Annotated in this window: 22 protein-coding genes; 10 read left to right on the forward strand and 12 right to left on the reverse strand. The window is 59.8% G+C overall.

Annotation, left to right across the window (positions count from 1 at the left end; translation table 11 throughout):
• Nucleotides 1-38: 38 nt before the first annotated feature.
• The 5 genes from AC5S26_RS10420 to AC5S26_RS10440 form a co-directional block, all read right to left on the reverse strand.
• On the reverse strand, nt 39-1,715 hold the full coding sequence (locus AC5S26_RS10420; protein ID WP_494184829.1) for an NAD+ synthase: 1,677 nt from the start codon (nt 1,713-1,715) through the stop codon (nt 39-41).
• 56 nt (nt 1,716-1,771) lie between these two features.
• The gene (locus AC5S26_RS10425) at nt 1,772-3,286 is read right to left on the reverse strand and encodes a sugar transferase (protein WP_494184830.1); all 1,515 of its coding nucleotides are present in this window, start codon (nt 3,284-3,286) and stop codon (nt 1,772-1,774) included.
• 346 nt (nt 3,287-3,632) lie between these two features.
• Nucleotides 3,633-4,445 carry an ABC transporter ATP-binding protein gene (locus AC5S26_RS10430; protein ID WP_494185404.1) on the reverse strand — a complete coding sequence of 271 codons (813 nt, stop codon included), beginning with the start codon at nt 4,443-4,445 and terminating at the stop codon, nt 3,633-3,635.
• A gap of 223 nt (nt 4,446-4,668) precedes the next feature.
• Nucleotides 4,669-5,421 (reverse strand): molybdenum cofactor guanylyltransferase, encoded by a 753-nt coding sequence (mobA, locus tag AC5S26_RS10435; RefSeq protein ID WP_494184831.1) that lies wholly within the window; start codon nt 5,419-5,421, stop codon nt 4,669-4,671.
• Entirely contained in the window at nt 5,421-6,839 is a 1,419-nt protein-coding gene (locus AC5S26_RS10440) for a dipeptidase (protein ID WP_494184832.1), read from the reverse strand. Before AC5S26_RS10440 ends, mobA begins: the two co-directional genes overlap by 1 nt.
• A gap of 154 nt (nt 6,840-6,993) precedes the next feature.
• On the opposite strand from AC5S26_RS10440, the gene AC5S26_RS10445 reads away from it, so the two are divergent.
• Both AC5S26_RS10445 and AC5S26_RS10450 read left to right on the forward strand, forming a co-directional pair.
• The gene (locus AC5S26_RS10445; RefSeq protein ID WP_494184833.1) at nt 6,994-7,401 is read left to right on the forward strand and encodes a cupin domain-containing protein; all 408 of its coding nucleotides are present in this window, start codon (nt 6,994-6,996) and stop codon (nt 7,399-7,401) included.
• A gap of 75 nt (nt 7,402-7,476) precedes the next feature.
• Nucleotides 7,477-8,235 (forward strand): class I SAM-dependent methyltransferase, encoded by a 759-nt coding sequence (locus tag AC5S26_RS10450; RefSeq protein ID WP_494184834.1) that lies wholly within the window; start codon nt 7,477-7,479, stop codon nt 8,233-8,235.
• Here the strand turns inward: AC5S26_RS10450 and AC5S26_RS10455 are convergent.
• Complete coding sequence (locus AC5S26_RS10455) at nt 8,232-8,729, reverse strand: MarR family winged helix-turn-helix transcriptional regulator (RefSeq protein ID WP_494184835.1); 498 nt, start codon at nt 8,727-8,729, stop codon at nt 8,232-8,234. The genes AC5S26_RS10450 and AC5S26_RS10455 overlap by 4 nt on opposite strands.
• 38 nt (nt 8,730-8,767) lie before the next feature.
• Between AC5S26_RS10455 and AC5S26_RS10460 the strand changes: the two genes are divergently transcribed.
• A complete protein-coding gene (locus AC5S26_RS10460; protein ID WP_494184836.1) occupies nt 8,768-10,375 on the forward strand; it encodes a DHA2 family efflux MFS transporter permease subunit in 1,608 nt (535 codons plus the stop codon).
• Here AC5S26_RS10460 and AC5S26_RS10465 read toward each other — a convergent pair.
• Nucleotides 10,372-11,142, reverse strand: a complete 771-nt coding sequence (locus AC5S26_RS10465) for a bestrophin-like domain (RefSeq protein ID WP_494184837.1) — start codon at nt 11,140-11,142, stop codon at nt 10,372-10,374. The two genes, AC5S26_RS10460 and AC5S26_RS10465, sit on opposite strands and share 4 nt — an antisense overlap.
• Nucleotides 11,143-11,350: 208 nt before the next feature.
• Here AC5S26_RS10465 and secA point away from each other — a divergent pair, with 208 nt between their 5' ends.
• Nucleotides 11,351-14,359 carry a preprotein translocase subunit SecA gene (gene secA, locus AC5S26_RS10470; RefSeq protein WP_494184838.1) on the forward strand — a complete coding sequence of 1,003 codons (3,009 nt, stop codon included), beginning with the start codon at nt 11,351-11,353 and terminating at the stop codon, nt 14,357-14,359.
• A gap of 59 nt (nt 14,360-14,418) precedes the next feature.
• On the opposite strand, the gene AC5S26_RS10475 is transcribed toward secA, so the two are convergent.
• Genes AC5S26_RS10475 through AC5S26_RS10485 form a run of 3 tightly spaced genes read right to left on the reverse strand, consistent with a single transcriptional unit; the run spans nt 14,419 to nt 18,416 of the window.
• Nucleotides 14,419-14,985 carry a hypothetical protein gene (locus AC5S26_RS10475; RefSeq protein WP_494184839.1) on the reverse strand — a complete coding sequence of 189 codons (567 nt, stop codon included), beginning with the start codon at nt 14,983-14,985 and terminating at the stop codon, nt 14,419-14,421.
• A 26-nt stretch (nt 14,986-15,011) separates the two neighbouring features.
• On the reverse strand, nt 15,012-16,946 hold the full coding sequence (locus AC5S26_RS10480; protein ID WP_494184840.1) for a sensor histidine kinase: 1,935 nt from the start codon (nt 16,944-16,946) through the stop codon (nt 15,012-15,014).
• A gap of 3 nt (nt 16,947-16,949) precedes the next feature.
• Nucleotides 16,950-18,416 (reverse strand): sigma-54-dependent transcriptional regulator, encoded by a 1,467-nt coding sequence (locus AC5S26_RS10485; RefSeq protein ID WP_494185405.1) that lies wholly within the window; start codon nt 18,414-18,416, stop codon nt 16,950-16,952.
• 216 nt (nt 18,417-18,632) lie between these two features.
• On the opposite strand from AC5S26_RS10485, the gene AC5S26_RS10490 reads away from it, so the two are divergent.
• Both AC5S26_RS10490 and AC5S26_RS10495 read left to right on the forward strand, forming a co-directional pair.
• Entirely contained in the window at nt 18,633-18,959 is a 327-nt protein-coding gene (locus AC5S26_RS10490; protein WP_494184841.1) for a rhodanese-like domain-containing protein, read from the forward strand.
• 110 nt (nt 18,960-19,069) lie between these two features.
• Nucleotides 19,070-20,449, forward strand: coding sequence for a two-component system sensor histidine kinase NtrB (locus AC5S26_RS10495; protein WP_494184842.1), 1,380 nt, complete (start codon nt 19,070-19,072; stop codon nt 20,447-20,449).
• Here AC5S26_RS10495 and AC5S26_RS10500 read toward each other — a convergent pair.
• Together AC5S26_RS10500 and AC5S26_RS10505 are read right to left on the reverse strand one after the other, a co-directional pair.
• Complete coding sequence (locus AC5S26_RS10500) at nt 20,373-21,308, reverse strand: tyrosine-type recombinase/integrase (RefSeq protein ID WP_494185406.1); 936 nt, start codon at nt 21,306-21,308, stop codon at nt 20,373-20,375. The genes AC5S26_RS10495 and AC5S26_RS10500 overlap by 77 nt on opposite strands.
• A 59-nt stretch (nt 21,309-21,367) precedes the next feature.
• Nucleotides 21,368-22,315, reverse strand: a complete 948-nt coding sequence (locus AC5S26_RS10505; RefSeq protein WP_494184843.1) for a site-specific tyrosine recombinase — start codon at nt 22,313-22,315, stop codon at nt 21,368-21,370.
• 183 nt (nt 22,316-22,498) lie between these two features.
• On the opposite strand from AC5S26_RS10505, the gene AC5S26_RS10510 reads away from it, so the two are divergent.
• The 4 genes from AC5S26_RS10510 to AC5S26_RS10525 all read left to right on the forward strand — a co-directional run bounded on the left by AC5S26_RS10510 (nt 22,499) and on the right by AC5S26_RS10525 (nt 26,921).
• Nucleotides 22,499-22,780 carry a hypothetical protein gene (locus AC5S26_RS10510; protein ID WP_494184844.1) on the forward strand — a complete coding sequence of 94 codons (282 nt, stop codon included), beginning with the start codon at nt 22,499-22,501 and terminating at the stop codon, nt 22,778-22,780.
• Nucleotides 22,781-22,850: 70 nt separating this feature from the next.
• The gene (locus tag AC5S26_RS10515) at nt 22,851-24,170 is read left to right on the forward strand and encodes a POTRA domain-containing protein (RefSeq protein WP_494184845.1); all 1,320 of its coding nucleotides are present in this window, start codon (nt 22,851-22,853) and stop codon (nt 24,168-24,170) included.
• Between the two features lie 32 nt (nt 24,171-24,202).
• Nucleotides 24,203-25,588 (forward strand): signal recognition particle protein, encoded by a 1,386-nt coding sequence (gene ffh / locus AC5S26_RS10520; RefSeq protein WP_494184846.1) that lies wholly within the window; start codon nt 24,203-24,205, stop codon nt 25,586-25,588.
• 61 nt (nt 25,589-25,649) lie between these two features.
• Entirely contained in the window at nt 25,650-26,921 is a 1,272-nt protein-coding gene (locus AC5S26_RS10525; RefSeq protein ID WP_494184847.1) for an NAD(P)/FAD-dependent oxidoreductase, read from the forward strand.
• The last annotated feature ends 6 nt before the right edge of the window (nt 26,922-26,927 follow it).

The following is a 26,927-nucleotide window of genomic DNA, read 5'->3' on the forward strand; positions in this document are numbered from 1 at the left end:
CCCTTCCTTATTGCGGCCGTAGGCGACCGTAGCTGCTATTAAACCTGAACCTTGACGGCAATGGGAAACCTGCGCCCGGTACCGAACGATTTCTGCGTAACTTTGAGGACCGGAGCGGCCTGTTGCCGCTTGTATTCGCTCTGTTCGACGAGCTTGAGGACGGAGCGGACGAGAGCCGGATCGAGATTCTGCTCGCGGGCGATCTGCTCGGCGGAGAGGAAGTGCTCGACGTAGGCCATGAGGATGGGGTCGAGGACTTCGTAGGGCGGGAGCGAATCGGTATCGCGCTGATCGGGACGAAGCTCCGCTGATGGCGGCTTCTCGATGGTGTTCTGCGGGATTATTTCGCGGGAACGATTGGCATAGTGGGCGAGCTCGTAGACCCGGGTCTTGTAGACATCGCCGATGACGGCCAACGCGCCTACCATGTCTCCATAGAGGGTGCAGTAGCCGACCGCCATCTCGCTCTTGTTGCCGGTGGTGAGGACGAGGGGGCTGAACTTGTTCGATATGGCCATCAGCAGCGTGCCGCGAATGCGCGATTGCAGGTTCTCTTCCGCGAGGCCGAACTTCGTTCCGGTAAACAGAGGCTCGAGGACCTTCTGGAACTGCGCGAAGACATCGTGGATAGGAAGAAGCTCGAAGCGGATCCCGAGATTCTTCGCAAGCTTGCGGGCATCGTCGATGGAGCCAAGCGAGGAGTACTCGCTGGGCATTCCGATGCCGACGACGTTTTCTGCCCCCAGGGCTTCCACCGCAATCGCTGCGACGAGGGCGGAGTCGATGCCTCCACTGACGGCAATGACAGCTTTGCTGAAGCCGCATTTGCGCACGTAATCACGAGTGCCCAGAACAAGGGCCTGCCAGACTTCGCCGACCTCGTCGCAGGGCGCAGGGGCGGCCTCGGATGTGCTCACGAGGTCGAAGACGACGAGGTCTTCGACGAAACAACCAGCGCGCGCGACCACGGTTCCCGTGGGATCGAGCAGAATCGAAGAGCCATCGAAGACCAGACCGTCGTTGCCTCCCACCTGATTGACCAGAAGCACGAAGGCATTGTGACGCTCGGCGATGGCGGCCAGCATGCGCTGACGAACGGAGGGCTTGCCCTGGCAGAACGGTGAGGCGGAGATGTTGACGATCAGGCGCGGGTACTTGTCGAGGGAGGCGGCTTCGGCCTGCCATTGCTGCATGAGCGCGTTGACGGGATCGACAGGATAGAGCTGCCGCGGCCAGAAGTCCTTGTCGTTCCAGGCGTCCTCGCAGATGGTGATGGCGACGGGTTGATCGCCGACGAAGGTCAGGGACTGTGAAACAGCGGGCTCGAAGTAGCGCTGCTCGTCGAAGACATCGTAGAAGGGCAGAAGCATCTTCTGCTGCACAAAGGCTCGTTTGCCTTCGGCGAGAAGGATCGCGGCGTTGGAGACACGCTTACCGACCTGCGAGGCGGCGGCCATGACCGAACCGACAAGAAGAGCAGGACGGCCGGGAGTGCCTGTCCACGCGGCGATCTCATCGACGGCCTGAACGGAGCGTTCGACGAAGGCGGACTTTTCGAGAAAGTCGGCGGGAGGATAACCGCAGACGCAAAGCTCGGGAAAGACGACGAGCCCTACTCCCTGCTCTGCGGCGCGAGCAGCAAATTCGAGAATCTTTTTCGTGTTTCCGGTGAAGTCTCCCACCGTTGGATTGATCTGAGCCAGAGCTATCTTCACAGCTCCAGTCTAACGCCTCCTTCGCCCATGCGGAGCGAAGGAGGGCTGGATCGCGACTAGCTTCCAGTACCGGCGAAGACGACGCCGAGGGTGCGGGCGAGGATCTTCATATCGAGCCAGAGGCTCCAGTTCTCGACGTAGGCAGTATCGAGCGAGATGTAGCTGTCGAAGGAGGGATCCTGGCGAGCCTCGACCTGCCAGAGGCCGGTGATGCCGGGCAGAACGTCGAGACGACGGAGATGCTCGATGTCGTACTGCTCAACCTCGCGGGCGATAGGAGGACGCGGACCGACGAGACTCATATCTCCGCGGAGGACGTTGTAGAACTGCGGAAGCTCGTCGAGGGAGTATTTGCGAAGATGACGCCCGACGCGGGTGATGCGAGGATCGTTGGCGATCTTGAAGAGCACGCTGTCGCGCTCGTTCATGTGGGCCAGCTTCTCCTTCAGCTTGTCGGCGTCGTTCACCATGGTGCGGAATTTATAGCAGGCGAAGGTGCGACCCTTGCGGCCGATGCGATGAGCCTGATAGAAGATGGAGCCCTTCGAATCCATGCGAACCGCAATGGCGATTGCCAGCATGATGGGAGAGAACACGGCCAATGCAATCGAGGAGAGCGTGATGTCGAGAACGCGCTTGAGCAGGAAAGCCCCGATGGGAAAGTCGCGGCGGTGAAGCGGGATGGTCGGGAACTGGCCGACGTATTCCACCGGCGCGTTCCAGGCGAGGCCATCGTAGAGATCGGGTACGACGCGAACGTCGATTCCCGCCAGGCGTGCCTCTTCGACGGTATTGATGACCAGCTTCTTGTCTCCAGGCACGGAGAAGAAGATCTCATCGACAAAGAGAGAGCGAGCGAGGGAGAGGCAGTTGCGAACGTCGCCGACGACATCTGTATCGCTCATCTCGGCCTCGCGCTCGGTGAGAGCGACGAAACCTTTGAAGCGATATCCGAGGTGCTGCAGGGAGTCGAGATGATTGCGCAGGGCGTAGCCGACGCGTCCTGCTCCCACGATGAGAACGTTGCGGACCTCAATGCCCGCGAGGCTGCGCCGGTAAAAGCTGCGGCGCTGTACCGCGCGACGAGCGCAGAGCAGCATCGTCGAGAAGACGACAGTCAGCATGACGACCATGCGGGAGATCGCATTGCCGTTAGAGAGATACAAGGTTCCGCAGAGGACGAGGCCAGCGGTAAGCGAAGCCTGAATTGTCATGCGCTGTTCATGCAAACCGCTACGGCTTTGAATCGGTCCGTAGAGCCCGTATGAACGGGAGAATAAAATGATGCACACCGCATACCAGACGACATACAGCAGCAATGTGTGAGGCGAAGAGTGGAGCAGGCTTGGAACAACATCGTAGGTCGGGACCTGCGATGGGATTGCGATGTGAACCCGCAACGCGACGACACCCGCCAACAGCACCGTTACAAGATCGAGAGTGGCCCAGATGAGACTTGTTACCGAAGGTCGGCGAAAGACGCCGATGGAGGCCGATTGATCTCGGTTGCCCTGAGCTGCGGACTTTCGTCCCGAGACAATTACTTGCTGCAAATAGTCTGGAGTCGCCATAAAATCTCACGCCCTTAGCAACCAGATTTCAAGGCTTTTTTTAGGTTGGCGAGACAATCCAGGCATACAAGGATGACCGTACCAACAAGAAAATTTCAATTAGTCAGTTTGACACAAGGCTGAAACAGAAAGTTGCCCTACAAAAAAATCCACCTACCATCGTTGGGCAGCTAAATCCCCATCTAACATAGGATACTGGTTACGATGGGCCCACGCAACTAAGGTCCACCTATGTTTTAGAACAACAACTTAACTCATGCGATTCCCCGAAGGTGGGATAGCACCGCGAGTGATTTCGATGTCAAATTTGATTTGATGCACGATATGGCCAAAGGTAAATTTTTTATTAATTTGGCATGACAAGTTCATCGAGTTGAAGAAACTCGCGCAGGATGGGATCGTCACTCTTTTCCATCTCTTCCATCGTCCCAAAAAAAAGAGCTTTCCCTGCGTGCAGGAAGACGACGCGATCCGCAAGCTTCTTTGCGAAGCGCATGTCGTGGGTCACCACGATGCTCGTGAGATGAAGTTGCTGCTTGAGTCTTTCGATGAGATCGCCGAGGAGATGCGCCATCAGTGGATCGACCATCGTAGTCGGTTCGTCGTAGAGGACGGCCTCAGGCTGCGAGGCCAGGGCGCGCGCGATCGCGACAGAACGCTTCATGCCGGTCGAGAGATCAGACGGCAGAAGATCTTCCATGCCGGCGACACCGACCATTTCAAGCAAGCCCTTGACGATCTGCAGAATCTGTTCCTCAGAAAGCTCACCACGCTCGCGCAGCGGAAAGGCAACGTTTTCGCCTACCGTAATGGAGTCGAAGAGAGCGCCGTTCTGAAAGACCATGGTGACCTTGCGCCGTATGAGCTGCATCTGACGCTCGTTGAGGCGGGTGATATCGTCTCCGGCCACGTAGATGGTTCCGCTGTCAGGCTTGAGGAAGCCCATCAGCATCTGGAGTGAGACGGATTTCCCGACACCGCTGCGGCCGAGGATGCAGAGCGTCTCTCCGGGAAGGACGCAGAAGCTGACATCTTCAAGCACCACCAGACTGCCAAAAGATTTCGAGACGTGCTCGAAGGAGATATAGGAGCCGGGCTTGTTGCGCGTATCGGGAACTGCGTCGGCGGCAGCCTCATTCTGCTGGGCTGCCTGGTCCATAAACTCTTCCACAGCAGGAGCAACGTCGGCGGAGACATCTGCGATCAGTGGAGCTTCAGCTTCTGAGCGCGGCTCCAGACGATCGTCTGAGATGTGAGAAGAACCGTCGGAGTCATCTTTTTCAACAGCGTTACGCTTGTCGCGCCCGTTGGTCTGGTTGGGCTCCGGGGAATGACGCCACAGATCGTCCGATGGTTCACCAGCCATTCGATTCTCCTCTTCCCTATTGTTGCACTGGACGGCTGCTCGATGGAGACGATTCGGCCCATGCGTCCAAAGCGTCAAGATGCAGTTGGGCTTCTCGAAATTCTTCCGGAGTATTCAGATTTGCGAACCACAAATGCTTTGCCGACTGTTGCGCCTGCGTCAGCTCCTCAAGATGCTTCCCTTCTTCTCTGTCCATAAAAGAGGACGATGGCGCTGACTCGCTCCATGGATGGAGCAAAAGGACTTCGGAGGGAGAAGCGCTGTGTTGATGCGCGAGTGCCCTCGCGGCCTCCTCGATCACTGGATAAAGCTTGAATCTTCCCTGCAGAACGGCAGCAGCGATGAACGGCAACATCTCCCGATGCAGAAGGCAGAGCGCCGGTTGAGGAACCTCGTCGATCACAAACAAAGCCGCCCTCACCTTGCGTCTATCCAGAACAGAGTGGACCCAGCTTTGAAGCAGAGCTGCCGGCACAAAGGGCATGTCCACAGGAAGGATAAGCACCCATTCGCGCCGAGTGTGGCTCAGAGCAGTCTCAAAGCCTCCGAGAGGGCCGCAGCCCTGGCGAAGATCGGGCACGATCGGAGCAAAGGCCGCGAGCTCCCGCCGGTCAGCGAGGATATAAACCTCGTCGGTCAGTTGCCTGAGTTTCGAGACCGCATGCTCAACGAGAGGCCTTCCCGCCAACGGAAGCAGCGCCTTGTCCTGCCCCATGCGCGTACTGCGGCCTCCCGCTAAAACATAGGCTCCAAGTGGAAGCGAATGCATCAGCCACCAACCCTCGAGGGAATTGTGGAGAGGAAGCGCACAATCGATTCGATGCCGCGATGGAAGTTCGCGAGGTGGAATTTCTCATTGGGCGCATGGAGATTGTCGTCGGGCAGACCAAAGCCCATCAGCAGTGTAGGCAGCTTTAGCTCGCGCACAAAATCTCCGACTACGGGGATAGAGCCTCCGCCGCGAACGAAGACCGTGTCCGTCGCGAAGACTTCGCGCATGGCAGAGGTCGCTGCCTGCACATAGGGATTGTCGGTAGAGACGACGATGGGGTCGGCGGCGTGAATGATGCGGACCACGACCTCGGCCCCACGAGGCACAATGGATTCGACATAGGCTTTGTACTGGCCAAACACTTCTGCCGGTGATTGGTCAGGAACCAGACGCATGCTGATCTTGGCGACAGCCTTGGCAGGGATTACGGTCTTGGCTCCGGCTCCGGTAAAGCCTCCGGGCATTCCATGCACGTCCAGTGTAGGGCGGGACCATGTGCGTTCCAACACGCTATAGCCGGGCTCGCCGGTCAGCTCCGAAGAGCCAACCTTTGTGTGCCGGTAGTGCTCCTCGTCGAAAGGAAGATCCTTCCAGGTTTTGAGCTCGTCAGGAGTCGGCGCTGCGACTCTATCGTAGAACCCGGGAATGAGGATACGGCCGTCCTCGTCTTTAAGCTTCGCAATGATGTGGGCGAGCGCGATGAAGGGGTTGGGTGCTGCCCCACCGAACATGCCCGAGTGCAGGTCGGAGCGGGAACCTCGAACTTCAAGCTCGGTATAGATCATGCCCCGCAGGCCGACGCAGAGCGTGGGGAGATCGGGAGCGAACATCTCAGTATCGCTGACGAGTGCTACATCGGCGCGAAGCTGATCGCCGTGTTCGCGCACAAACCATGCGATGCCCTCGCCGCCGACCTCTTCTTCGCCCTCAACAATGATCCGGATGTTAACGGGCAGCTTGCCCTGGTTTGCGGCAAACAGCGATTCGAGAGCCTTGACGTGCATCCACATCTGGCCTTTGTCATCGACTGCGCCGCGAGCATAGAGGTTGCCGTTGCGTTCGGCCGGCTCAAAAGGAGGCGTCGTCCACTCGTCCAGCGGCTCGGCGGGCTGAACGTCGTAGTGGCCATAGCAGAGGACCGTGGGAGCTCCATCTCCGGCCTGGAGCCAGTCAGCATAGACGAGCGGATGGCCGCTGGGATGATCGGCGGTCACGGTCTCGATGAGTTTGACGTTTTCCATCCCGATGCGGCGGAGTTCCGCGGCGACGAACTCGGCGGCCTTGCGAACATCCGGGGCATGCTCCGGAAGCGTGGAGATGGATGGAATGCGCAGGAGCGCCTTCAGCTCGTCGACAAAACGCTGCTGGTTTCCGCGCGCAAACTCGATTGCCGCCGTGATTGTGTTCTCTGCCATGAATACTCCTCGTGAATCTTTTTTCCAGGTACGCCCTGAAGACGTACAAATGACAAGTATGCAACGGAGCGCATGACGAAGCCAGCCTGAGGCAGCTTCCCTGCATCCAATGAAGAAAAGGCCCGAGTATGAAGTCCCTGTTGGAGGGAGATTCATGACAACTTCAAAAGCTGATGGAAACATGGTGGACGATCTCGCCCACTTCGACCTGACACAGGAGATCGCCGATTCCGAGAGCAAAAAGCCATGGCAAGCCGGCCATTATGCAAAGACGCTCTTCAAGAAGGATGATTTCAGGAGCGTGCTGATCACGATGGAGGCCGGCTCGCGGATGAATGAGCATCATGCCGACGGCACGATCTCGGTGCAGGTTCTGCGAGGAGATATTCACCTTACCGCACGAGGAAAGGTTCACGATCTGCCGGAGGGAAGCCTGCTGACCCTGGGCGCCTCTATCCCGCACGAGATCGAATCGACGAAGGACTCGGCCCTTCTGTTGACGATCTCCTGGCCAAGCAATCAGGAGCTGCTGGCGATGAAGCATCGCGGCTACGGCACCTAGCGACCGAGCTTATGCCACGCCAAGAAGTTCTAATGTTGCTCGCACGAAAGACCGGGAGCAGCAAGAATATCTCTCATGGAGACCATCGGACAGAGTTGGAATACAGAGGCCTACGCGGCCAACGGACGCTTCGTAGCAACCCTTGCTTCAGGAGTGGTGGATCTGCTGGCTCAGCAGCCGGGAGAACGCATCCTTGACGTCGGTTGCGGGGATGGAGCCCTGACGGAGCAGATCGCCGCCAGTGGCGCGACGGTAAAGGGCATCGATTTCTCACTCAGCATGCTTGAGGCTGCAACGAAGCGCGGGCTCGACGTGGAGCATCACAGCGCCGATGCGCTTCCCTACCGCGAAGAGTTCGATGCGGTCTTCTCGAACGCGGCGCTGCATTGGCTCTCCAGAGACCGGCACCCTGCCCTGCTGGCTTCGATTCGCCGTTGCCTGAAGCCGGGTGGAAGGTTTGTGGCCGAGATGGGGGGCCAGGGAAATATTGCGGCCATCCGGACTGCCTTGTCTTCCGTGCTCGGGCCCTACGGCATCGACACCGAAGAAGCTGCAGCATCTTTTTACCCGGCTCCGGCGGTCTATCGCCGCCTGATGGAGTCGGCCGGGTTCACGGTGGATTCGATCGAGCTGATTCCGCGGCCGACTCCGCTGCCCGGGGGCATGGAGGCATGGCTGGAGACCTTTCGCAATGGCGTGCTGGACAGACTTTCGCCTGTAGACCGGGCGACTGCCCTCGGCAAAACGGTGCAGTTGCTGGATCCGGTTCTTCGGGACGACGATGGGAACTGGGTTGCGGATTACGTACGGCTAAGGTTCCGTGCCCACGTCTAACGGCAGTTGATCGTGGGATCGTCCGCGATATCCAGATTGCTGATGCAACGCTCCAGAAGGATGTTGAGCTTCACGAGCTCGCGGTCGGAGATGCCACTCCACAATTGCTCCTGCAGGACCTGGCTGGTCTTCTCGACGGACTGGGCCAGCCGCTCTCCTGCGGCGGTGATGCTGGCGGTGACGATGCGGTTGTTGACGGGGTCTTTGCCGCGAACGATGAAGCCGCCGTCTTCCAGGTGCTTCAGCAGCATCTGCGTGGTCTGCGGAGTGATATAGCAGGAGCGGGCCAGCTGCGCGCCTGAACTGCCGGGCGTTCCGCGGACGGCGAAGAGTACCTGCATCTGCGCCGTCGTGACACCCTGAGGCCGGAGCTGCTCGTCCATCTGGCCGCGAAACTGTACGAGGATGCGCTTGATGGTTCGCAGCGCCTGCCTACTCTGCTGGTAACGCTCGTCCTTCGCGAGCGGCTTCGAAATGTTCTCTCGTTTGGCCACTTAATCTCAGTTCCCTGATATTATATCAGCAACCTGATATGTCAACCGCTGTCGCCCCCCTGAGTCCAGCCATCTGGAAGCCGCGCCATAACCCCTGGGCCGTGGCCCTGACGGTGACGCTTGCGACCTTTATGGAGGTTCTCGACACCTCGATCGCGAACGTCGCGCTTCCGCATATGGCCGGAACGCTGGGCGCGAGCCAGGAAGAGGCGACCTGGGTGCTGACCAGCTATCTGGTTTCGAGCGCGATCGTGCTCCCCATCTCGGGCTGGCTTTCCAATCGCTTCGGACGCAAGCGCTTTTACATGACGTGCGTGGCGCTGTTCACGATCTGCTCGCTGCTGTGCGGACTGGCACAGACGCTCCCGATGCTGATCATTGCCCGCATCCTTCAGGGCGCGGGCGGCGGCGGCCTCGCCCCGAGCGAGCAGGCGATTCTTGCCGATACCTTCTCCATCGAAAAACGCGGGCAAGCCTTTGCAGTCTACGGCATGGCGGTGGTGGTCGCACCCGCGATCGGACCCACGCTGGGCGGCTGGATCACGGACAACTTCAGCTGGCACTGGATCTTCTTCATCAACCTTCCTGTCGGTTTGCTCTCTCTCTATCTCAGCAACCGCATGGTGGAAGACCCGCCGGAGATGAAGGTCCGCCAAAAACAGGCACACAAAGAAAAAGTGGACTTCTTCGGCCTCGGCCTGGTGGCCCTGGGAGTGGGTTTCCTCGAGTTCGCGCTGGACAAGGGGCAGGAGAAGGACTGGTTCGGCTCGCAGATGATCGTCACCTGCGCGATCCTCGCAGCCGTCACCCTCATCACCTTCGTGATCTGGGAGTGGAACCATTCGCACCCCATCGTCGACCTGAAGCTGCTGAAGAACAGAAACTTCGGCACGGCTGTCTTTTTGCAGCTCATCCTGGGCATGGTGCTGTTTGGGAGCACGGTTCTGATTCCGCAATACCTGCAGGTTCTGCTGGGATATACCGCAGAGCGTGCAGGCATGGTGCTCTCGCCCGCGGGTTTCGTGATGATGCTGATGATGGCGGTCGCAGGCCGGACCCTGGGCAAGTTCGATCCGCGCCTGATGGTGGCGATGGGCTATGCCGCGACAGCGGCTGGCATCTACAACCTGACGCGACTGGATTTGAATACGGCCTTCAGTACGGTGACGCTCTGGCGCATGATCCAGGTCATAGGCCTGCCGTTTGTCTTCATCCCGATCAGCACACTGAACTATGTCGGGGTTCCGGCGGATAAGACCAACCAGATTGCGAGCCTCTCGAACTTTGCCCGCAACCTTGGGGGAAGCATGGGGACTGCCCTGCTGACGACGTTCATCTCCCGCAGCGCGCAGGTACACCAGGTAGCGCTGGCGGCCCATGTGATTCCCGGAAGCGTTCCTTATCGGCAGTACATGAGCCGTATGACCTCTATGCTGATCGCGCAAGGCGTTTCGGCGGGCACGGCGACACAGATGGCGATCGGGCAGGCTTACCAGGACATGCTGCGGCAGTCCTCGATGCTGAGCTACAAGAATGCCTTCTTCATTCTGTCGGTCGTAATCTGCTCCCTGATTCCGCTGCCTTTCGTGATGCGGCTGCCCGATAAGAGGGTCAAGCCCGACCCCGAGGCGATGGGCGGGCACTAATGGTGTTGGAGCGACTTCATCGCCTCAAGGGCCTGCACAAACGCCGAAGGCTGCACTTCGACTGAGCCTTCATACGGCCTTGCCAGATCGGCAATGGCAGTCAGCGTGGTCACCACGACAAAGGTAAGCGCACCCACCTGGCAGTAATGAAGCCATTTTTTGTCGTTTCCCAGCAGGCAGGACGAAACGATGGTCGCTCCTCCTCCAAGAACGAGCAACACCCATAGCAGGGAAGGCATCTGGTTGCTGCGCTGATGATCCCGCATATTCCGCCGTTCCGCCAGGTTGCTCATGGCGTACTGGATGTGATCGATACTATTGGTTGCACTAGGGGTCTCGGGCTTTGCCGTCTCCAGGACCAGCCACATCTCGTTCAGGACGACCGCCGCCGCGCGATCTTCCTTCTGACGCTGCATGGCGGGCCACTCCTCGTTGACGACGACGAACTCGTAGCGCCGCGCCAGCTCACGGATCTCCTCCTTCTGGGGAGAGGGCAGTCCTCCGGCAATGCGGTAGACGTTCAGCATGGAGGTGGCTTCCAGATCGGCGTCGATCTGGGCTGCGCGAAAGCCCTGCCACACGCTGTAGAGCATGAATCCGAGGATGACCCCGTAGGTTGTTCCAAGAACTCCCAGCTGCCATCCGGTCACGTCGTTGAGCAGCTTTCGGTTCTGGATGGGCCAGAAGCGGTTGAGCAGCTTGACCAGCAGAAGGGAGCATAGGACGGAGAGGCTAATCAGAAGAGAGCTCTGCGTATAATTGAGCATCACGACATCACCCCTATTGGTTCAAATGGTTCGTGAGCCAGAGTACGCCATCCACGCATACACGCCCCAGCGATCGGCGCAGGGTAAAGGTTTCGGATCCTCCTTTGTTGCCAGAAGGTTACGAAACGCGCTCCACTCCGCCCACTGGCCCCGGAACCATTTACACTGGTAGTGGGTTGCATTCCGCCCCGACGAAGGACACCAGGTTTTGTTCAACTCAGTCATAGCAAAAGTCTTTGGAACCAGTAACGAGCGCGCCGTTAAGCGCCTGATGCCGACGATTGCCCAGATCAATTCTCTCGAGCCGTCGATCCAGGCACTCAGCGACGAGGAGCTGCGCAACAAGACGGTTGAGTTCCGCCAGCGGATCGCCGACGCTCTCTCGGGAATCGAAGACGCCGAAGAGCGCCGCACCGCCGAAAAAGCAGCCCTTGATGCCATTCTCCCCGAAGCCTTTGCCGTCGTCCGCGAGGCCGGCCGCCGCGTGGTGCATATGCGGCACTTCGACGTACAGCTGATCGGCGGCATGGTGCTGCACTTGGGCCAGATCTCCGAGATGAAGACCGGCGAAGGCAAGACGCTGGTCGCTACCCTTCCCTGCTACCTGAATGCTCTCGCCGGACACGGCGTCCATGTGGTCACGGTCAACGACTACCTGGCCAAGCGCGATGCCGAGTGGATGGGCAAGATCTATGGCTTCCTCGGGCTTTCGGTCGGCGTCATCGTGCACGACCTGGACGACGCGCAGCGGCGCGCGGCCTACGGATCCGATATCACCTACGGGACCAACAACGAGTTCGGCTTCGACTACTTGCGCGACAACATGAAGTTCGAGATCGCCGACCAGGTCCAGCGCGGCCAGTACTACTGCATCGTCGACGAGGTGGACTCGATCCTCATCGACGAGGCCCGCACCCCGCTGATCATCTCCGGCCCGACCGATCAGACGACCGACAAGTACGCTCGCGTCAACATCATCATTCCGCAGCTGGAGCTGGGCGAGCTGATCGAGACCCTCGAGACCAAGACCTGGAGCGGCGACTACGTAGTCGATGAGAAGACCCGCGCCATCACGGTGACCGACGAGGGCTGGGAGAAGATTGAAAAGTTGCTTGGCATCGGCAACATCGCCGATCCGGAGAACTGGGACTTGAAGCATCACGTCGAGGTCGCCATCAAGGCGCACTCCCTCTACAAGAGGGACGTGGAGTACGTGGTGAAGGAAGGCGAGGTCATCATCGTCGACGAGTTTACCGGGCGTCTGATGCCGGGTCGCCGATGGTCCGACGGCCTGCACCAGGCTGTGGAAGCCAAGGAAGGCGTAGCCATCCGGAAGGAAGACCAGACGCTGGCGACGATCACATTCCAGAACTACTTCCGCATGTACAAGAAGCTCTCGGGCATGACCGGTACCGCCGAGACGGAAGCCGCCGAGTTCGACAAGATTTACAAGCTCGACATCGTTGTCATCCCGACGAACCGGCCCATGCTCCGCATCGAGAATGCCGACGTGGTCTACCGTACCGCCAAGGAAAAGTACTTTGCCGTGGCCGACGAGATCGCCCGTCTGCATGAGCTGCGCCAGCCTGTCCTGGTGGGCACGACCAGCATCGAGAAGTCCGAGCTGCTGTCGGAGATCCTGAAGCGCAAGGGCGTCCGGCACGTCGTGTTGAACGCGAAGTTTCACGAAAAAGAAGCCGAGATCGTGGCGCAGGCCGGACGTCTGGGTATGGTTACCATCGCCACCAACATGGCCGGCCGCGGAACCGACATTCTTCTTGGCGGCAACTCGGATTTCATGGCTCGCCAGGATCTGGTGCGCAAGTCTCAGGCCCGCGCCGTATCCGCCGCTGAGGGAGCGATCTCGCCCGTGGCAGGTCCGGGAATGTTCCGCTTCTATTACCAGTCGCAGGAGTTCGAGACGACCCAGGAGGCTTGGGAGGCCGCGGTCGCAGCTCACTCCAGCGCCGCCCAGAAGGAACACGACGCCGTGATCGCCGCCGGCGGCCTGCACATTATCGGCACCGAGCGCCATGAGAGCCGGCGCGTCGACAACCAGCTTCGCGGACGCGCCGGACGCCAGGGTGATCCGGGCGCCAGCCGTTTCTACCTCTCGCTCGAAGACGACCTGATGCGCATCTTCGCACGCGAGTGGGTTTCGACGCTGCTGCAACGGCTCGGCATGGAAGAGGGTATGCCGATCGAAAGCGGTATGATCTCCCGCCGCATCGAGGCCGCGCAAAAGGCGGTCGAGACGCAGAACTTCGAATCGCGCAAGCACATCCTCGAATATGACGATGTGATGAACAAGCAACGCGAGGCGGTCTATGGCCTGCGCAAGCAGCTGATGGAGGGCGTCGACCAGAAGCAGCTCATCACGGACGACTACCTTTCGACGATCCTCTCGAGCTTCCTCGACGAGAGTGCTCCGGAGAAGGCGCACCCCGAGGAATGGAAGAGCGAGGCACTGTTCTCCGCGCTTTACGACCAGTTTGGCGTGCATCTTGAGAACGTAGTGGACATTACCAGCCTGAGCCGCCACGAGCTTGGAGAGGCCATCTTTGAAAAGCTCGGCGCACACTATGAGGTGAAGGAGCGCATTCTGGGCGCACAGGCGATGCGCTACCACGAGCGCGTCGTCATGCTTAGCGTACTCGATGGCCTGTGGAAGGATCATCTGCTTCAGATGGACCACCTGAAGGAAGGCATTGGCCTGCGCGGCTATGCCCAGCAGGATCCACTGGTCGCCTATAAGAAGGAATCCTTCGAGATGTTCGAGGCCATGATGCTGCGCTTCCAGGAGGACACCCTTCGACACCTGTTCCGAATGCAGATCATCGGCCCGGACGGAACTCCGATCGAAAGCCTCGATCAGCTTCCCCCAGGATTTGGCGGCTTCGCTCCGCCAGCCTCCGAGCCTGCAAATGTGATCGAGGCGTCCGCGCAGGGTTCCATTGCGACGGCACCCGCGGCAACGGCGGCGGAGCATACGCCGGTTCCCATCCAGACGCGCGCCCCCTCGACCACCATCGACGCGCTGGAACGCGAGTTCCAGAAGAAAAAGCAACGCGAGCTGGACCAGGCGCGGGCTGTAGGAACTGCTACCGCGACCAATGGCAACGCTCCGCGAGTAACCGGGGACAAGGTGGGACGCAACGATCCCTGCCCGTGCGGATCCGGTAAGAAGTTCAAGAAGTGCCACGGCACGGAGGCCTAGCACTCCGTTCACCTATGGAAAACACGGCGGACCTTCTGGTCCGCCGAATTGTTTTGCTGCTATTTTTCCAGATCGTCGAGCAGAAGCTTCGCTTTGGTCGCGAGCGTCTTTGCGCCTTCTGCGTCTCCGGAGTCCAGCGCCGCCTGGGCCTGCCGCTGAAAGTTTATGATCCGGCTGACTTGCGACTTCTCAGCCTTGGCTTTGGAGGTCGGCAGACCGCTCAACCGTCGTTCGACCGAGGAAAGCAGCTCGGCGGCTTCCTGTTGGGAGCGGGGATTCGCTTCACCTCCCAGGGAGAGCGCTCCAATCGCAGTTTCTTCCGGCGACATCGTGGCAGCCGGAGCTTCTCCAGATGCTGGTTGCGTCGAAGCGGGAGTATTGGGCTGGGTGCTGGGCCTGCGCCGCCGCTCCCGGCGTGGAGATGCTCCGCTGGCTACGGGAACCGGCGGAAGCTCGATCTGAGGCGCCTCAATCATGGGAGGATGATCCAGAGGAGGAGAGCTGATCAGCGCCATGGGCTGCGTAATGGCCGGGAGAGGAGGAAGCACGGCCTTATGCCTGCATCCGCTTAGCCCACAGCTCAAGGCCCAGGCAATGCCCACCTGCAGCACCGCTGTCCTTTTCATCGCCACGATCTTGCTGTGGTACCACATCAAACGTGCTCTCCCAATGCCTTGCGGGCGGCTCCAGCCGCCGTGGCCTTTCTTGTCTCTGCTCCCGAACCTGTCGTCGGCAGCCGCAGCGTAAACGTCGTTCCGCGGTCGAGCGCGCGCGGATTGGCATTTGACCGCACATCCAATGCTCCACCATGCATCTGCAGGATGCGATAGGTCATCGCCAGGCCGATTCCGCTTCCCCTCGGTTTTGTGGTGAAGTACAGCTCAAAGATACGCGGAAGAACCTCAGGCGCGATACCTTCTCCTTCATCGATCACTTCCACCACGGCAAACTGATGATCGCGATGAAGTATAAGACGCAACTTTCCTCCGTGCGGCATTGCCTGCATGCTGTTCAGCAGCAAATTCAGGAGCGCCTGTCGGACCAATTCTGCATCGACGCGCACCATGAGGGGTTCTTTCGGAGAAGAGACAGAGACAAGCACGCCATTTTCGCGCATCTCGGCCGCGGTCAACTCTACAACGGCGTCGACTACCTGGCGCAGATCATGTTCACGCAGCTTGAGGTCCATGGGTCGCGAGAAATCGGCCAGCGTTTGCACAACACGATCCAGCCGCTGCATCTCGCCGGTAAGGATGTCTACGTGGCGCTGTGCATTTCCAAAGGCCTCCGGACCCGCTCCCGCCAGCTTGCTTCGCAAGAGCTCCAGGTGGACAACCATGGCATTGATCGGGTTCTTGACCTCGTGTCCCACTCCGGCGGTAAGGCGTCCGATCGCTGCCAGGCGGCGCGAGATTTCGAGCTCCTGTCCGAGCTGCATCATCGATTCCAGGTCGCGCAGGGTCACCAGCGTTCCCATGCTCTCTCCCAGCCCATCACCGAAGCGATCGAGTGCGATCTGCACCTGGCGGCCATCTTCGAGGGTCACGCTCTCTGCGCTGACAGATTCGCCATCGGCAAAGGCGGCAAGCACCGCGGCGCCCAAGGCCGTCTCCGGCTCAAAGATCTCCTCCAGCTGCCTTCCGACCAGATCGCCCTGAAGGTGATTCAAAAAATTGGCCACGGCATCGGAGACCATAACGGCGCGACGATCCGCGGTGAACAGCAGCACGCCGTCGCGCAGAGTATCAAGCATCTGGTTCAGATTGGCCTGCAGCGCCGTATAGCCTGCTTCCTTGGATCGCATCTGTTCGCCGAGGCGATTGATGGTCTGCGAGACTCGCAGCACTGCATCGCTATCGGATTTGTCCGTCGAGATACGATCCGGTGGCTCCCCTGCCTGCTGCGTCAGCTTCTCGAGCTGACGGCTGATCTGCTCGATCGGCTGGAGCGCCGCGTTGGCAAGAACGGCAGCGGCAAGCATAGCAGCCAGGGCGGAGAGCAGGGCAAACAGACCCGCAGCCCGCAACCAGGGCTCGTAGGAGTTTCGCAGGAAGGTTGAGCGCACGCCGACGTGCACGGCAAGAAATGGCTGGCCGTTTCGGTCGAGCGGCTGCACCGTGTCGAAGACCTGAGGCAAGCCGAAGACCTGCTTGCGCTGATAGGCGATACTGCCGTTCTGGACGCTCTCCAGACTGTTGCGGTGGGCAGCGGGCTGGTTCACCGCATCCGGGTCCGTACTCACGATAGCGATACCGCGGGCATCGGTGACACTGACATCCTGCACCGTCGGCGAGTACCGGATGATGGAGTTCATCACATCGGCCAGCGGCTGGTAGTTGCGCAGAGCGTCTGCGACGGAGGCGGAAAGAGCCTCGTCACTCAGGTCGGAGGGCGGATTTGCGCGCAGGCCGGTCTCGACCGCCTGCCGGGTCATCAGGGTGACCTCGTTGGCGAGAACATTGTTCGCCGCCGCCGTCTGCTCAATTCTTTGCCGCAGAAGCTCGCCGACGAACAGGACCGACAACACCACAACAATCGCAAACGTCAGTCCGGTAGCCGATACGACCAGCTTCGTCTTCAGCCGCATTGCCTAATCCACCAGGGCAGGGTTATTTGAATATTCCTTCAGCTTGTTCTGGAGCGTCTTTGAACTGATGCCTAAAATCTCTGCGGCTTTCGTTTTGTTGTTGTGGGTCGACATCAGTGTCTTCAGAATAAGCTGACGCTCGGCCTCATCGACGGTGGTGCCCACTTCCACCCGGACCGTGTTCTGGTCTTCCAGGTAACGTTCTACCTCGCTAGAGCGCGAATTTTCCTGACCGTTCTCCACAGTGGCCAAGGTAGCGAAACGGCCGCTCTTGATGGTCGAGGGTGCAAAGCCCGGCTCGCCAAAGTTCTGAGGCAAATGTTCTACGCCCAGCATTCCGGCACCTGCCATAATCGTGGCTCGCTCAATGGTGTTCCTCAGTTCGCGCACGTTTCCAGGCCATGAATAGGCCATCAGGCGCTTCAGAAAGCCCTCTTTGAGGCCCGTTACCGCGCAGCTGTGCCGCTCATTCATGTCCGCGATCATCTTCTCCGCAATCGGGGCAATATCCTCCATGTGCTCGCGCAGAGGAGGCATCTGGATATTAAAGACATTCAGCCGGTAGTAGAGATCTCCACGCAACTCGCCTGCGGCCACGGCCTCCTCGGGATCCTTATTGGTCGCGGCCACAACCCGGACATCCACCGGAGTCTCCGCCTTGCTCCCCAGTCGTCGCAGCTTTCGGTCTTCGAGTACCCGAAGCAGCTTGGCCTGGGTGGCCGCGGGCATCTCCCCAATCTCATCCAGCAGCAGGGTTCCCTCTTCCGCCAGCTCGAAACACCCGGCCCTTCGCTCGAGCGCCCCTGTGAAGGCCCCTTTCTCGTGGCCGAAGATCTCGCTTTCAATCAGGGTTTCGGGGATGGCTGCGCAGTTGACCGCGACGAATGGCTTGTTGCGCCTTGAGCTAAATTCGTGCAGCGCACGAGCCACAAGCTCCTTGCCGGTGCCGCTCTCGCCCGTGACCAGGACGCTGACGTTCGAAGGAGCCACACGCTCGATCAGCGAAAAGATCGTCTTCATCCGGTGCGAGCTGCCAACCAGAGGGCCCAGCATGCCGGTATCGCGCTGGCGGCGGAGAGTGTCTTCAAGTTCCCCGTCGAGGTCCAGGTGCTGGCGGCTGGCGTTCTGCAGGATCGTGCGCAGCCGCAGGGGATCAACCGGCTTGGGAACGTAGTCGTAGGCTCCCTTCCGCATGGCCTCCACGGCCGACTCAATCGAGCCCTGAGCGGTCATCATCACCACGGCTACGTGATTGGGCAGATCCGCGAGACGATTCAACAGCTCCATACCATCCATCCGCGGCATCTTCAGATCGGTCACCACGATCGCGGGATTCCACGAAATCGTCTTTTCCAGGCCCTCCACGCCGTCGGCGGCGCCTTCGGTCATATAGCCCCAGCTTTCGATCAGCTCGGTCAAACCGGTACGCGCGTGGACTTCATCTTCGACGATTAAAACTCGTTCCAAAATCTTCCCTGCTTTCCTAACCAGAGTTTATGGGCAGATGCTCTGCTTAGATGCCTCTAAACCCTTAAGTGTACCGTCTGGAGGACATTGTTGGGCACCCCATCGATCCGTAGTCCACCAGATTATCTAACCTCTTGCGATTGCATTGCTTAGTCAAGCTAATTTCCTGCTTCCGGCCCTGTTGGCCCGGTACGACCAGGCGCGATATGCTTGAGTTCTATGCTTCCCCCTGAGATCACCGTCGAAGACTTTGCCCGGCAACGCGACCAGGCCAGTGCGCCTCTCCTATTGGACGTCCGCGAGCCATGGGAGTTTAACACTGCAAACCTTCCGGGATCGACCCTGATGCCCATGGGAGAGGTTCCCTCCCGCGCGCACCAGGAGCTCGATCCTGACCAGTCGATCGTCGTTCTCTGCCACCATGGAGCGCGATCGCTCTCCGTGACGATGTGGCTCCGCGAACAGGGCTTCGAGCAGGCCCAGTCCCTCGCGGGCGGTATCGATCGCTGGTCGCAAGTCATCGATCCCCACGTACCCCGTTACTAAAGTCCGGCAGGTCCTACAGCCTCTGGCAGCCCTTTGGGTGGTATTTCGCATCTTATCGGACGGCAGAGAGGAAAAAAGACGATGGGCTTGCCTTCTCTGCGGGGAGCAGCATGGGACTGTATAAGCCGGATTTTTTGACGAGCACAGACGGCAAGAAAAAGAACCTGAAAGATACCTCGCCTTCAAAAGGGGCTTTTATACATCGCCAGCTACCCCGGCAGGCGGAAGCCGCTGCCACCACTCCCGAAATGGAGTTCAGGCAACAGGCGGAGCGAAGCCTTGCGCTCCTTGCCGCAATCGTAGAATCCTCCGACGACGCCATCCTCAGCAGCGATCTGAACGGCATCATCACCAGCTGGAACAGAGGAGCGGAGCGGATCTTTGGCTACACGGCGGCCGAAATGGTGGGCACCCCAACCTCAGTGCTCTCCTCCCCAAACCGCGAAGAAGATACCGAGCACGTTCTTGAGCGGATCCGTTGCGGCGAGACCGTCGATCATTATGAGACGTTGCGCCGGCACAAGGACGGCACCGACATCATCGTGTCGATGACGGTCTCCCCTATCCACGACTCCTCGGGAAACCTTATGGGCGCCTCCAAGGTCTCGCGCGACATTACCGCAACCCGTCGCGCCGAACAGTCCCTGCGCAACACCGACAAGCTGGCTCTCGCCGGACGCATGGCGGCAAGTATCGCTCACGAGATCAACAATCCTCTCGAATCCATCACCAATCTGCTCTATCTCCTCGAGCACGAAACCCTCTCTGCCGACGCCCGCAGTTACCTGACAATGGCCCAGCATGAGCTGTCGCGGGTCTCACACATCGCTTCGCAGACTCTTGGGTTCCTCCGCAGTCACCCTGGATCGGCTTCCACATCACTGCCGGAGATTGTGGACAGCGCGCTCTCGCTTCATCTTGGCCGCCTGTCCACTTCCAACGTTACCGTCCACAAAGAATACGCGTCGATTTCCCCCCTGTTCGTCCACCAGGGCGAGTTGCGTCAGGTCCTTGTGAACCTGATCGGAAACGCACTCGACGCCATGTCCTCCGGAGGGCGTCTACGGGTCCGCATTCGCCACGCCTTCGACACCCTGACCGATACCTATGGAGTTCGTATCGTCATCGCCGATACGGGGAGCGGAATGAGCAAAGCGACTCAGCGCCAGATCTTCGAGCCTTTCTACACCACCAAAGGCTCCAGCGGAACCGGCCTGGGACTCTGGGTCAGCAGTCAGATCATCGACCGCCATAAGGGCCGCATCTCGGTAAGGAGCAGCGAGTGCCCCAAACGCAGCGGCACCGTCTTCTCTATCTTTCTTCCTCGCATCAGCGAAGCGCCCTCAAGCGAGCTTGAAGACGATCCTACCTATACGCAACGACGATCGCGATTCGCCATCCTGGAAGACGGCGCTACTTCGCGCGAGGATGAGTCTCATCGTACACACGTTGAACCTGACCCACGGTCAACTGCGTATAACGCTGCGTAGTCGACAGCCGCTCATGTCCCAGCATCTCCTGGATGGCTCGCAGGTCGGCGCCTTCCTCCAGCATGTGCGTACCGAAAGCATGGCGCAGGGTATGTGGATGTACGTCCGCCGCCAATCCCCGGCTTAGAGCGATGGCCTTAACAATCCTGCCCACGCTCCGCGTCGTGAGCCTGCAATCGCCGCGAGTCCGCAGATTGATCAGTAGTGGCCCCTGATGCGCAAGCGCGCCCTTCCCCGCTGCCATCAGCTTTTCGGAACGAACTGGAAGATATTCACGCAATGCGACGGCGGCCTCGTCTCCCAGGGGAACCAGCCTCTCCTTCCGCCCCTTGCCGCGCACCAGGATCGCTTCGTCGCCCCACTTCACACTTTCCAGGTTCAAACCAACCAGCTCGGAGTTCCGGATTCCACAGCCATAAAGCAGCTCGAAGATCACCCGTTCGCGCTCCGGCCACGCAATCGGCTCGGCGGCCTCTGTCTCCGTTTCCTTCCTGCCCTCTTTGAGCGAGGACTCCAGGGAATTGAGCACACGGTTCACCTCTTCCACAGTAGGTACTCGCGGAAGATGCTTCGGCAGCTTGGGAGTGCTGACCAGCAAGGCCGGGTTCTGCTCGACCAGTCTTTCTTTCGCAAGCCAACGAAACCAGCTGCGCACCGCGGCCAGCGCTCGCGCCGCACTTGCCTTCGTCAACCCACGTTCATACAGCACTCCAAGATACGAGCGGATATGGAGGTGCTCGACGGAACCAATCTTTCCAGTAGCGCCAAGGGTCTCGGTGAGATGGTTCGCAAAACTCCGGATCTCGCGCGCATAAGCACGCACGGTGTGTTCGGAAGCTCCGCGCTGATTGGTCAGCATTGCCAAAAACTGCTCAGCCAATTTGTGGAACTCACTCGTCCTGGTTTCCTCGTCCACGTTCAGGCTCCTGCCTCCGGATCCAATCTCTTCCCACGCGGATGATGCATCCGGTGCACCTGCTTCAGCCGTCCCAGCGCGACATGAGTATAGATCTGCGTCGTCGCAATATCGGCATGCCCCAGCAGGGTCTGCACGCTTCTCAAATCGGCGCCATGTTCCACCATGTGAGTTGCGCAGCTGTGTCTCAGCTTATGCGGACTCGCCTTGTTGCCCACAGGCGAGACAGAGCGCACCATCTCCCACACCCACTGCCGGGTAAGGGGCCTTCCGCGCACGCTCAGAAAAAGTGTTCGTTCTCTCGTTGTGCCTTCGAGCTCCGGCCTGCCCAGCGCGAGATACCGTTCCAAAGCCTCTATGGCCGATCGCCCCAGCGGGACGATCCTCTCCTTGTCTCCCTTGCCTCGAACCTGGGCCCGCCCTACGTCGAGATGCAGATCCTCTACGTGCAGCGAACAGATCTCTCCCACACGCAACCCACCGCCATAAAGCAGCTCCAGAATGGCATGATCCCGTAAGGCCAGGCCATCGGCGTCAGGGACTCGCGCAGCCGCGCCCGTCTGTTCTAGCATCCCCACAACTTCGCTTTCGGCGAGGCTTTTCGGCAGAATCTTCCAGCTCGACGGTGTCTCTACGTTCACCGTCGGATCATGCGCGATCTTTTTGTCCATCAGCAGCCAGCGATAGAACCCGCGCAACGCACTCAGCTTCCGCGCAATGGACCGCGAATCGACGCCATGGCCGCGCAGTCCTTCCATAAAGTCGCCGATATCTTCCTGTCGCGCCGTAGCCAGCACGCCATCGCGGCCTTCTACCTGCTCGGCAAACTGTTCCAGGTCGCGCCGATAGGCATCGCAGGTCGCCGGCCTCATCCCCTTTTCCACCCGCAGATACACGATGTACTCGCGGACGATCTGGACGTTTCCGGGCAACGGGGAAGATGCTGGCATAGACCGATTATCTCCGCACCCGACCCCAAAAACAGCCCCGCCCTTTTCAGCGTATCTGCCTTGGTACGAACCCTTTGTCGCACTCCCCTCAAGAATCGTTTGTATCCCCGGGCTAAGATCGTCGTTGACTTTCCAGCTTCCCAAATCCCATTCCTGAAACCTCATTCGAGAAGGAGCATCCTCGTGCCGCATCTCAATCCTCTGCTTGCCCTCGGCGTACTGGTCTCCACGGCTGCCACCGACGCCGTCTACGTCCTGTTCAACGCCGCCGTCTCCTCGCGCCGCCGCATTCCCGCCGCTACCTGGAGCAGCATCTGGTATCTGCTCTCCGCCTTCGCCGTCATCAGCTACACCAAGGATTGGGTCTATGTTTGCTTTGCCGCCGTGGGATCATGGGTCGGCGCCTACGTCTCCATGACCGTCCTGGCGCGGGACAAAGAAATCGGGCGGCCCAGGATCGGCTGATCCGGTTACAGCCCATTTCGATCTTTCGGTACTCTCTATCTCTCAAAAAACTCTTTCTCCGAGGTCTGGCATGCGATATCGTCACCCTCGCATGCGTACGATCATGAATCTCTCTGCTCTCTTTGCCTTGTGCTTTTCTGCCTCCACGCAACTAACCGCCCAAGCCATCGTCCTTCCGAAAAACATCACCTTCACGGGTGCCGCCTCCTATTCGCAGGCGGAGTTGCTCACCTTCACCGGCCTGAAACCCGGCGCGACATCGTCCACTGCGGAGGTGCAGGCAGCCGCCCAAAAACTGAGCGACACCGGACTTTTCATCGATATCCGCTTCGCGTCCGGCCCCCAGGGACTGACATACATTCTCAAGCCCATGCCCGCGGCTAACCTCCTCACGGCCCGCTTCCCCAATCTCGTCTGGTGGTCCGACAGCGAGCTCACCGACGCCTTGAAAGCTCGTGTCCCTCTCTATCGCGGCTCCATCCCCACCTCGGGAAACCTGCAGAATCAGGTCTCGACCGCGCTCACGGCCATGCTTGCCGAAAAAGGTGTCACCGCAAAAATCGACTCCGTCCCCAGCGGGGAAGCGTCAGGAGCAACTCCCTCCGCCATCTTGTTCGAGGTGACCTCTCCTGAAATTCGGGTTCACGCGATCACCTTTACTTCGGCCTCTCCCGCCATGCAGGCAAAGCTGGACCCCGTCGGTAAGGATTTTTCCGGGCGGGATTTCGATCAGTACACCACCAGCGCCTCCATCCGGTCCCAGGTACTCGCGCTCTACGGCGACGCTGGATATCTGGATGCTGCGGTTCAAAACATCACCCACTCCGCCCCTCAAGTCTCCGCCGGGACCATCGACCTGGACCTAGTTGCGGCCATTCAGGAGGGAGACCCGTACCGCGTCTCCGCCATTACCTGGACCGGCTCCGATGTCCTCAGCACCGCCGACTTCGACAAACAGCTCAAGCTCCACCCGGAAGACATCGCCTCGCGTGCGGCTCTCCGAGAGAGCCTCACCGTCCTGGCCCGCGCCTATTACGCGAAGGGCTTCCAGGACGCCAAAATTCAGGCCCCAGCTAGCCGCGATCCAGCCACCCACCATGTCTCTTACGTCATCCGGGTCATCCCCGGCGAGCAGTACCGCATCAAGACCATCAACGCGCTCGGCCTCAACGACCAGCAACGGAAAGACTTCGCCGCCGCCTGGCATATGAATCCGGGCGACTTCTACGACATCACCTACCTCAACAACTTTCTCCTCCGTAACTCCGCCGTTCAGTCCCTTCGAGGCTATTCAGCCAACTATAAGGCGGCCTCCGATCCCAACACCCACCTCGTCGATCTCACCCTTACCTTCGTCAAAGGAGGTACGCTCGTCCACGCCACCGAGTAATCCCTCCGCCCGCTGCTAAACTTGAAAGAGTCATGTTCGAAAACCTCTCAGATAAGCTCCAGCGATCCTTTAAGAACCTTCGCGGCGAAGGCACCATCACCGAAGAGAACATCTCCGATGCCGTGCGCGAGATCCGCCTCGCCCTGCTCGAATCCGACGTGAACCTCGCCGTCGTCAACGAGCTGGTCGAGCACATCCGCACCCGCGCCCTAGGCTCGCAGGTCGCCACCGCCCTCTCCCCCACCGAGCAGATCGTCAAGATCGTCCATGACGAGCTGGTCAACGTCCTCGGCAAGGACACTGCACGCTTCCAGAAGTCCTCGCAGCCCCCCTCGGTCATCCTGATGGCCGGACTGCAGGGCTCCGGCAAGACCACCACCTCCGGCAAGCTCGCCCAATGGCTCAAAAAAGCCGGGCACCGTCCCATGCTGGTCTCGGTCGACATCTATCGCCCCGCCGCGCGCGAGCAGCTCGCCATCGTGGCGCGCTCCATTAACTCCAATCTCTACGAGGGCGACACCAAGGGCGAACCCGCCGACTCGCGCCTCGTCGAGCGCCTTGCCCGCGAAGCCAAGCGAGAAGCCGCAAACTTCGGCTGCGACATGCTCATCGTCGATACCGCCGGCCGCAACCACATCGACTCCGAGCTGATGGACGAGATGGCCGGCCTTAAGAAACTCCTCAACCCCTCCGAGATCCTCTTCATCGCCGACGCCATGACCGGCCAGGATGCCGTCAACTCCGCGAAGGCCTTCAACGACCGCCTCACCATTACCGGAGCCATCCTCACCAAGATGGACGGCGACGCTCGCGGCGGCGCGGCCCTCTCCATCCGCCACGTCACCGGCGCCCCCATCAAGTTCCTCGGCACCGGCGAAAAACCCGACGCCTTCGAGCCCTTCCACCCCGACCGCATCGTCTCCCGCATCATGGGCCACGGCGACATCGCCACCCTCCTAGAGCGCGCCGAAGAGCGCCTCGACAAGGGCAAGGCCGAAGCCTTCGCGAAAAAGGCTCTCTCCGGAGACGGCTTCACCCTGGAAGACTTCCGCGACCAGCTCCGTCAGATCAAAAAGATGGGCTCCATGAAGTCCATCCTCAAGATGCTGCCCTCCGTCGGACCCTTCGCCGGAATGTCGCAGGCCATCGACAACGTCGACGAAGGCCAGTTCACCCGCGTCGAGAGCATCATCAACTCGATGACCGCCAAAGAACGCCTCGACCACGAGATCATTAACGGCAACCGCCGCAAGCGCATCGCACGCGGCTCCGGTACCACCGTGCAGGACGTCAACAACCTGCTGCGCCAGTACGCCCAGATGCGCAAGGTCTTCAAGACCATGGGCTCCGGCGGCGGCATGAAAGCCCAGCAAAGAATGATGAGCCAGATGCAGGGACGGCAAAGGTTCGGAAGATAGCTTCTTTCCAATTTTGTCTTACCGGGTTCTAGCAGGAAACAACTGTTGATCGGAGAACTGCATGGTTTCCGAAAGCGTCGAGCAACAATCGTCCTGGCACGTCGTCATTGTCGGCGGCGGCTTCGCTGGTCTGAAGTGCGCTATGGAGCTTGCCCCGCACGACAACGTCCGCATCACTCTGATCGACAAGCACAACTACCAGCAGTTCCACCCCCTGCTCTATCAGGTAGCCACCAGCATCCTGTCGCCGAGCAACGCTGCCTTCGCACTGCGTGACATTCTCCGCAACTACCCCAACGTCGACGTTCAGATGGATGAAGTCGTCTCCGTCGACGTCGAGCAACGCGCCGTCACCACAGCCTCCGGCAACACGTTCTCAGGAGACTTCCTCGTCCTCGCGACCGGCTCTCACGCCAACTTCTTTGGAACTCCCGGCGCCGAGCAATACTCGCTTCCCCTCTACTCCCTCACCGACGCCGAGAAGCTCCGCACCACCATCCTCAAGACACTCGAAGCAGCCGATCGCGATCCGCAGGACACGACTCCCGGCTCACTGAGCTTCGTCGTTGTCGGCGGCGGCCCCACCGGGGTCGAGATGGCCGGAACCCTCGCCGACACCTTGCAACAGCTTCTCCAAAACGAGTTTCGCCACATTCCCCCTGCCAACGCGCAGGTCTTTCTCGTCGAACGAAGCTCTGTGGTCCTCGCCGACTTCTCAACCGCCTCGCAGGCCTATGCAAAATCCGCGCTCGAGCAGCACCTCGTGCAACTCCGTCTCGGTATCGCCGTCAAAGAGGTCACCGCCAACGCGGTCCTGCTCTCCGACGGTTCCCAGATTCCCGCAAAAACCGTGATCTGGGCAGCCGGCGTCAAAGCCAACGACATCCCCTCCAAGACTCCCCTTGCGCAGCCTCCCAACGGACGCCTCGACGTGCAGCCAGACCTGACCCTTCGTGGCTTCGACGATGTCTACGTACTCGGCGACCTTGCCAACGCCACAGGTCCGGATGGAAAACCCCTTCCTCAACTCGCAGCCGTCGCCCAGCAGGCAGGCAAACACTGCGCAAGCAACATTCTCGCCTCCATCCAGGGAGAACCAACCACTCCCTTCGTTTACTCCGACCGCGGCATCCTCGCCATGATCGGCCGCAACGCCGCCATCGCGGAACTAGGCAAATCGCATCGCGAGATCACCGGCCCCCTCGCCTTCGTCGCATGGCTCGGCGTCCACGCAACCCTGCTCACAACCCTGCGCGCAGAACTGGAAGCCATCTTCGAATGGGCCTGGGGATACTATGCAGGCGAACACCCAGGCCAGCTCATCGACCGCTGAACATGA

Source organism: Edaphobacter sp. FHG110511_03 (assembly GCF_059115365.1).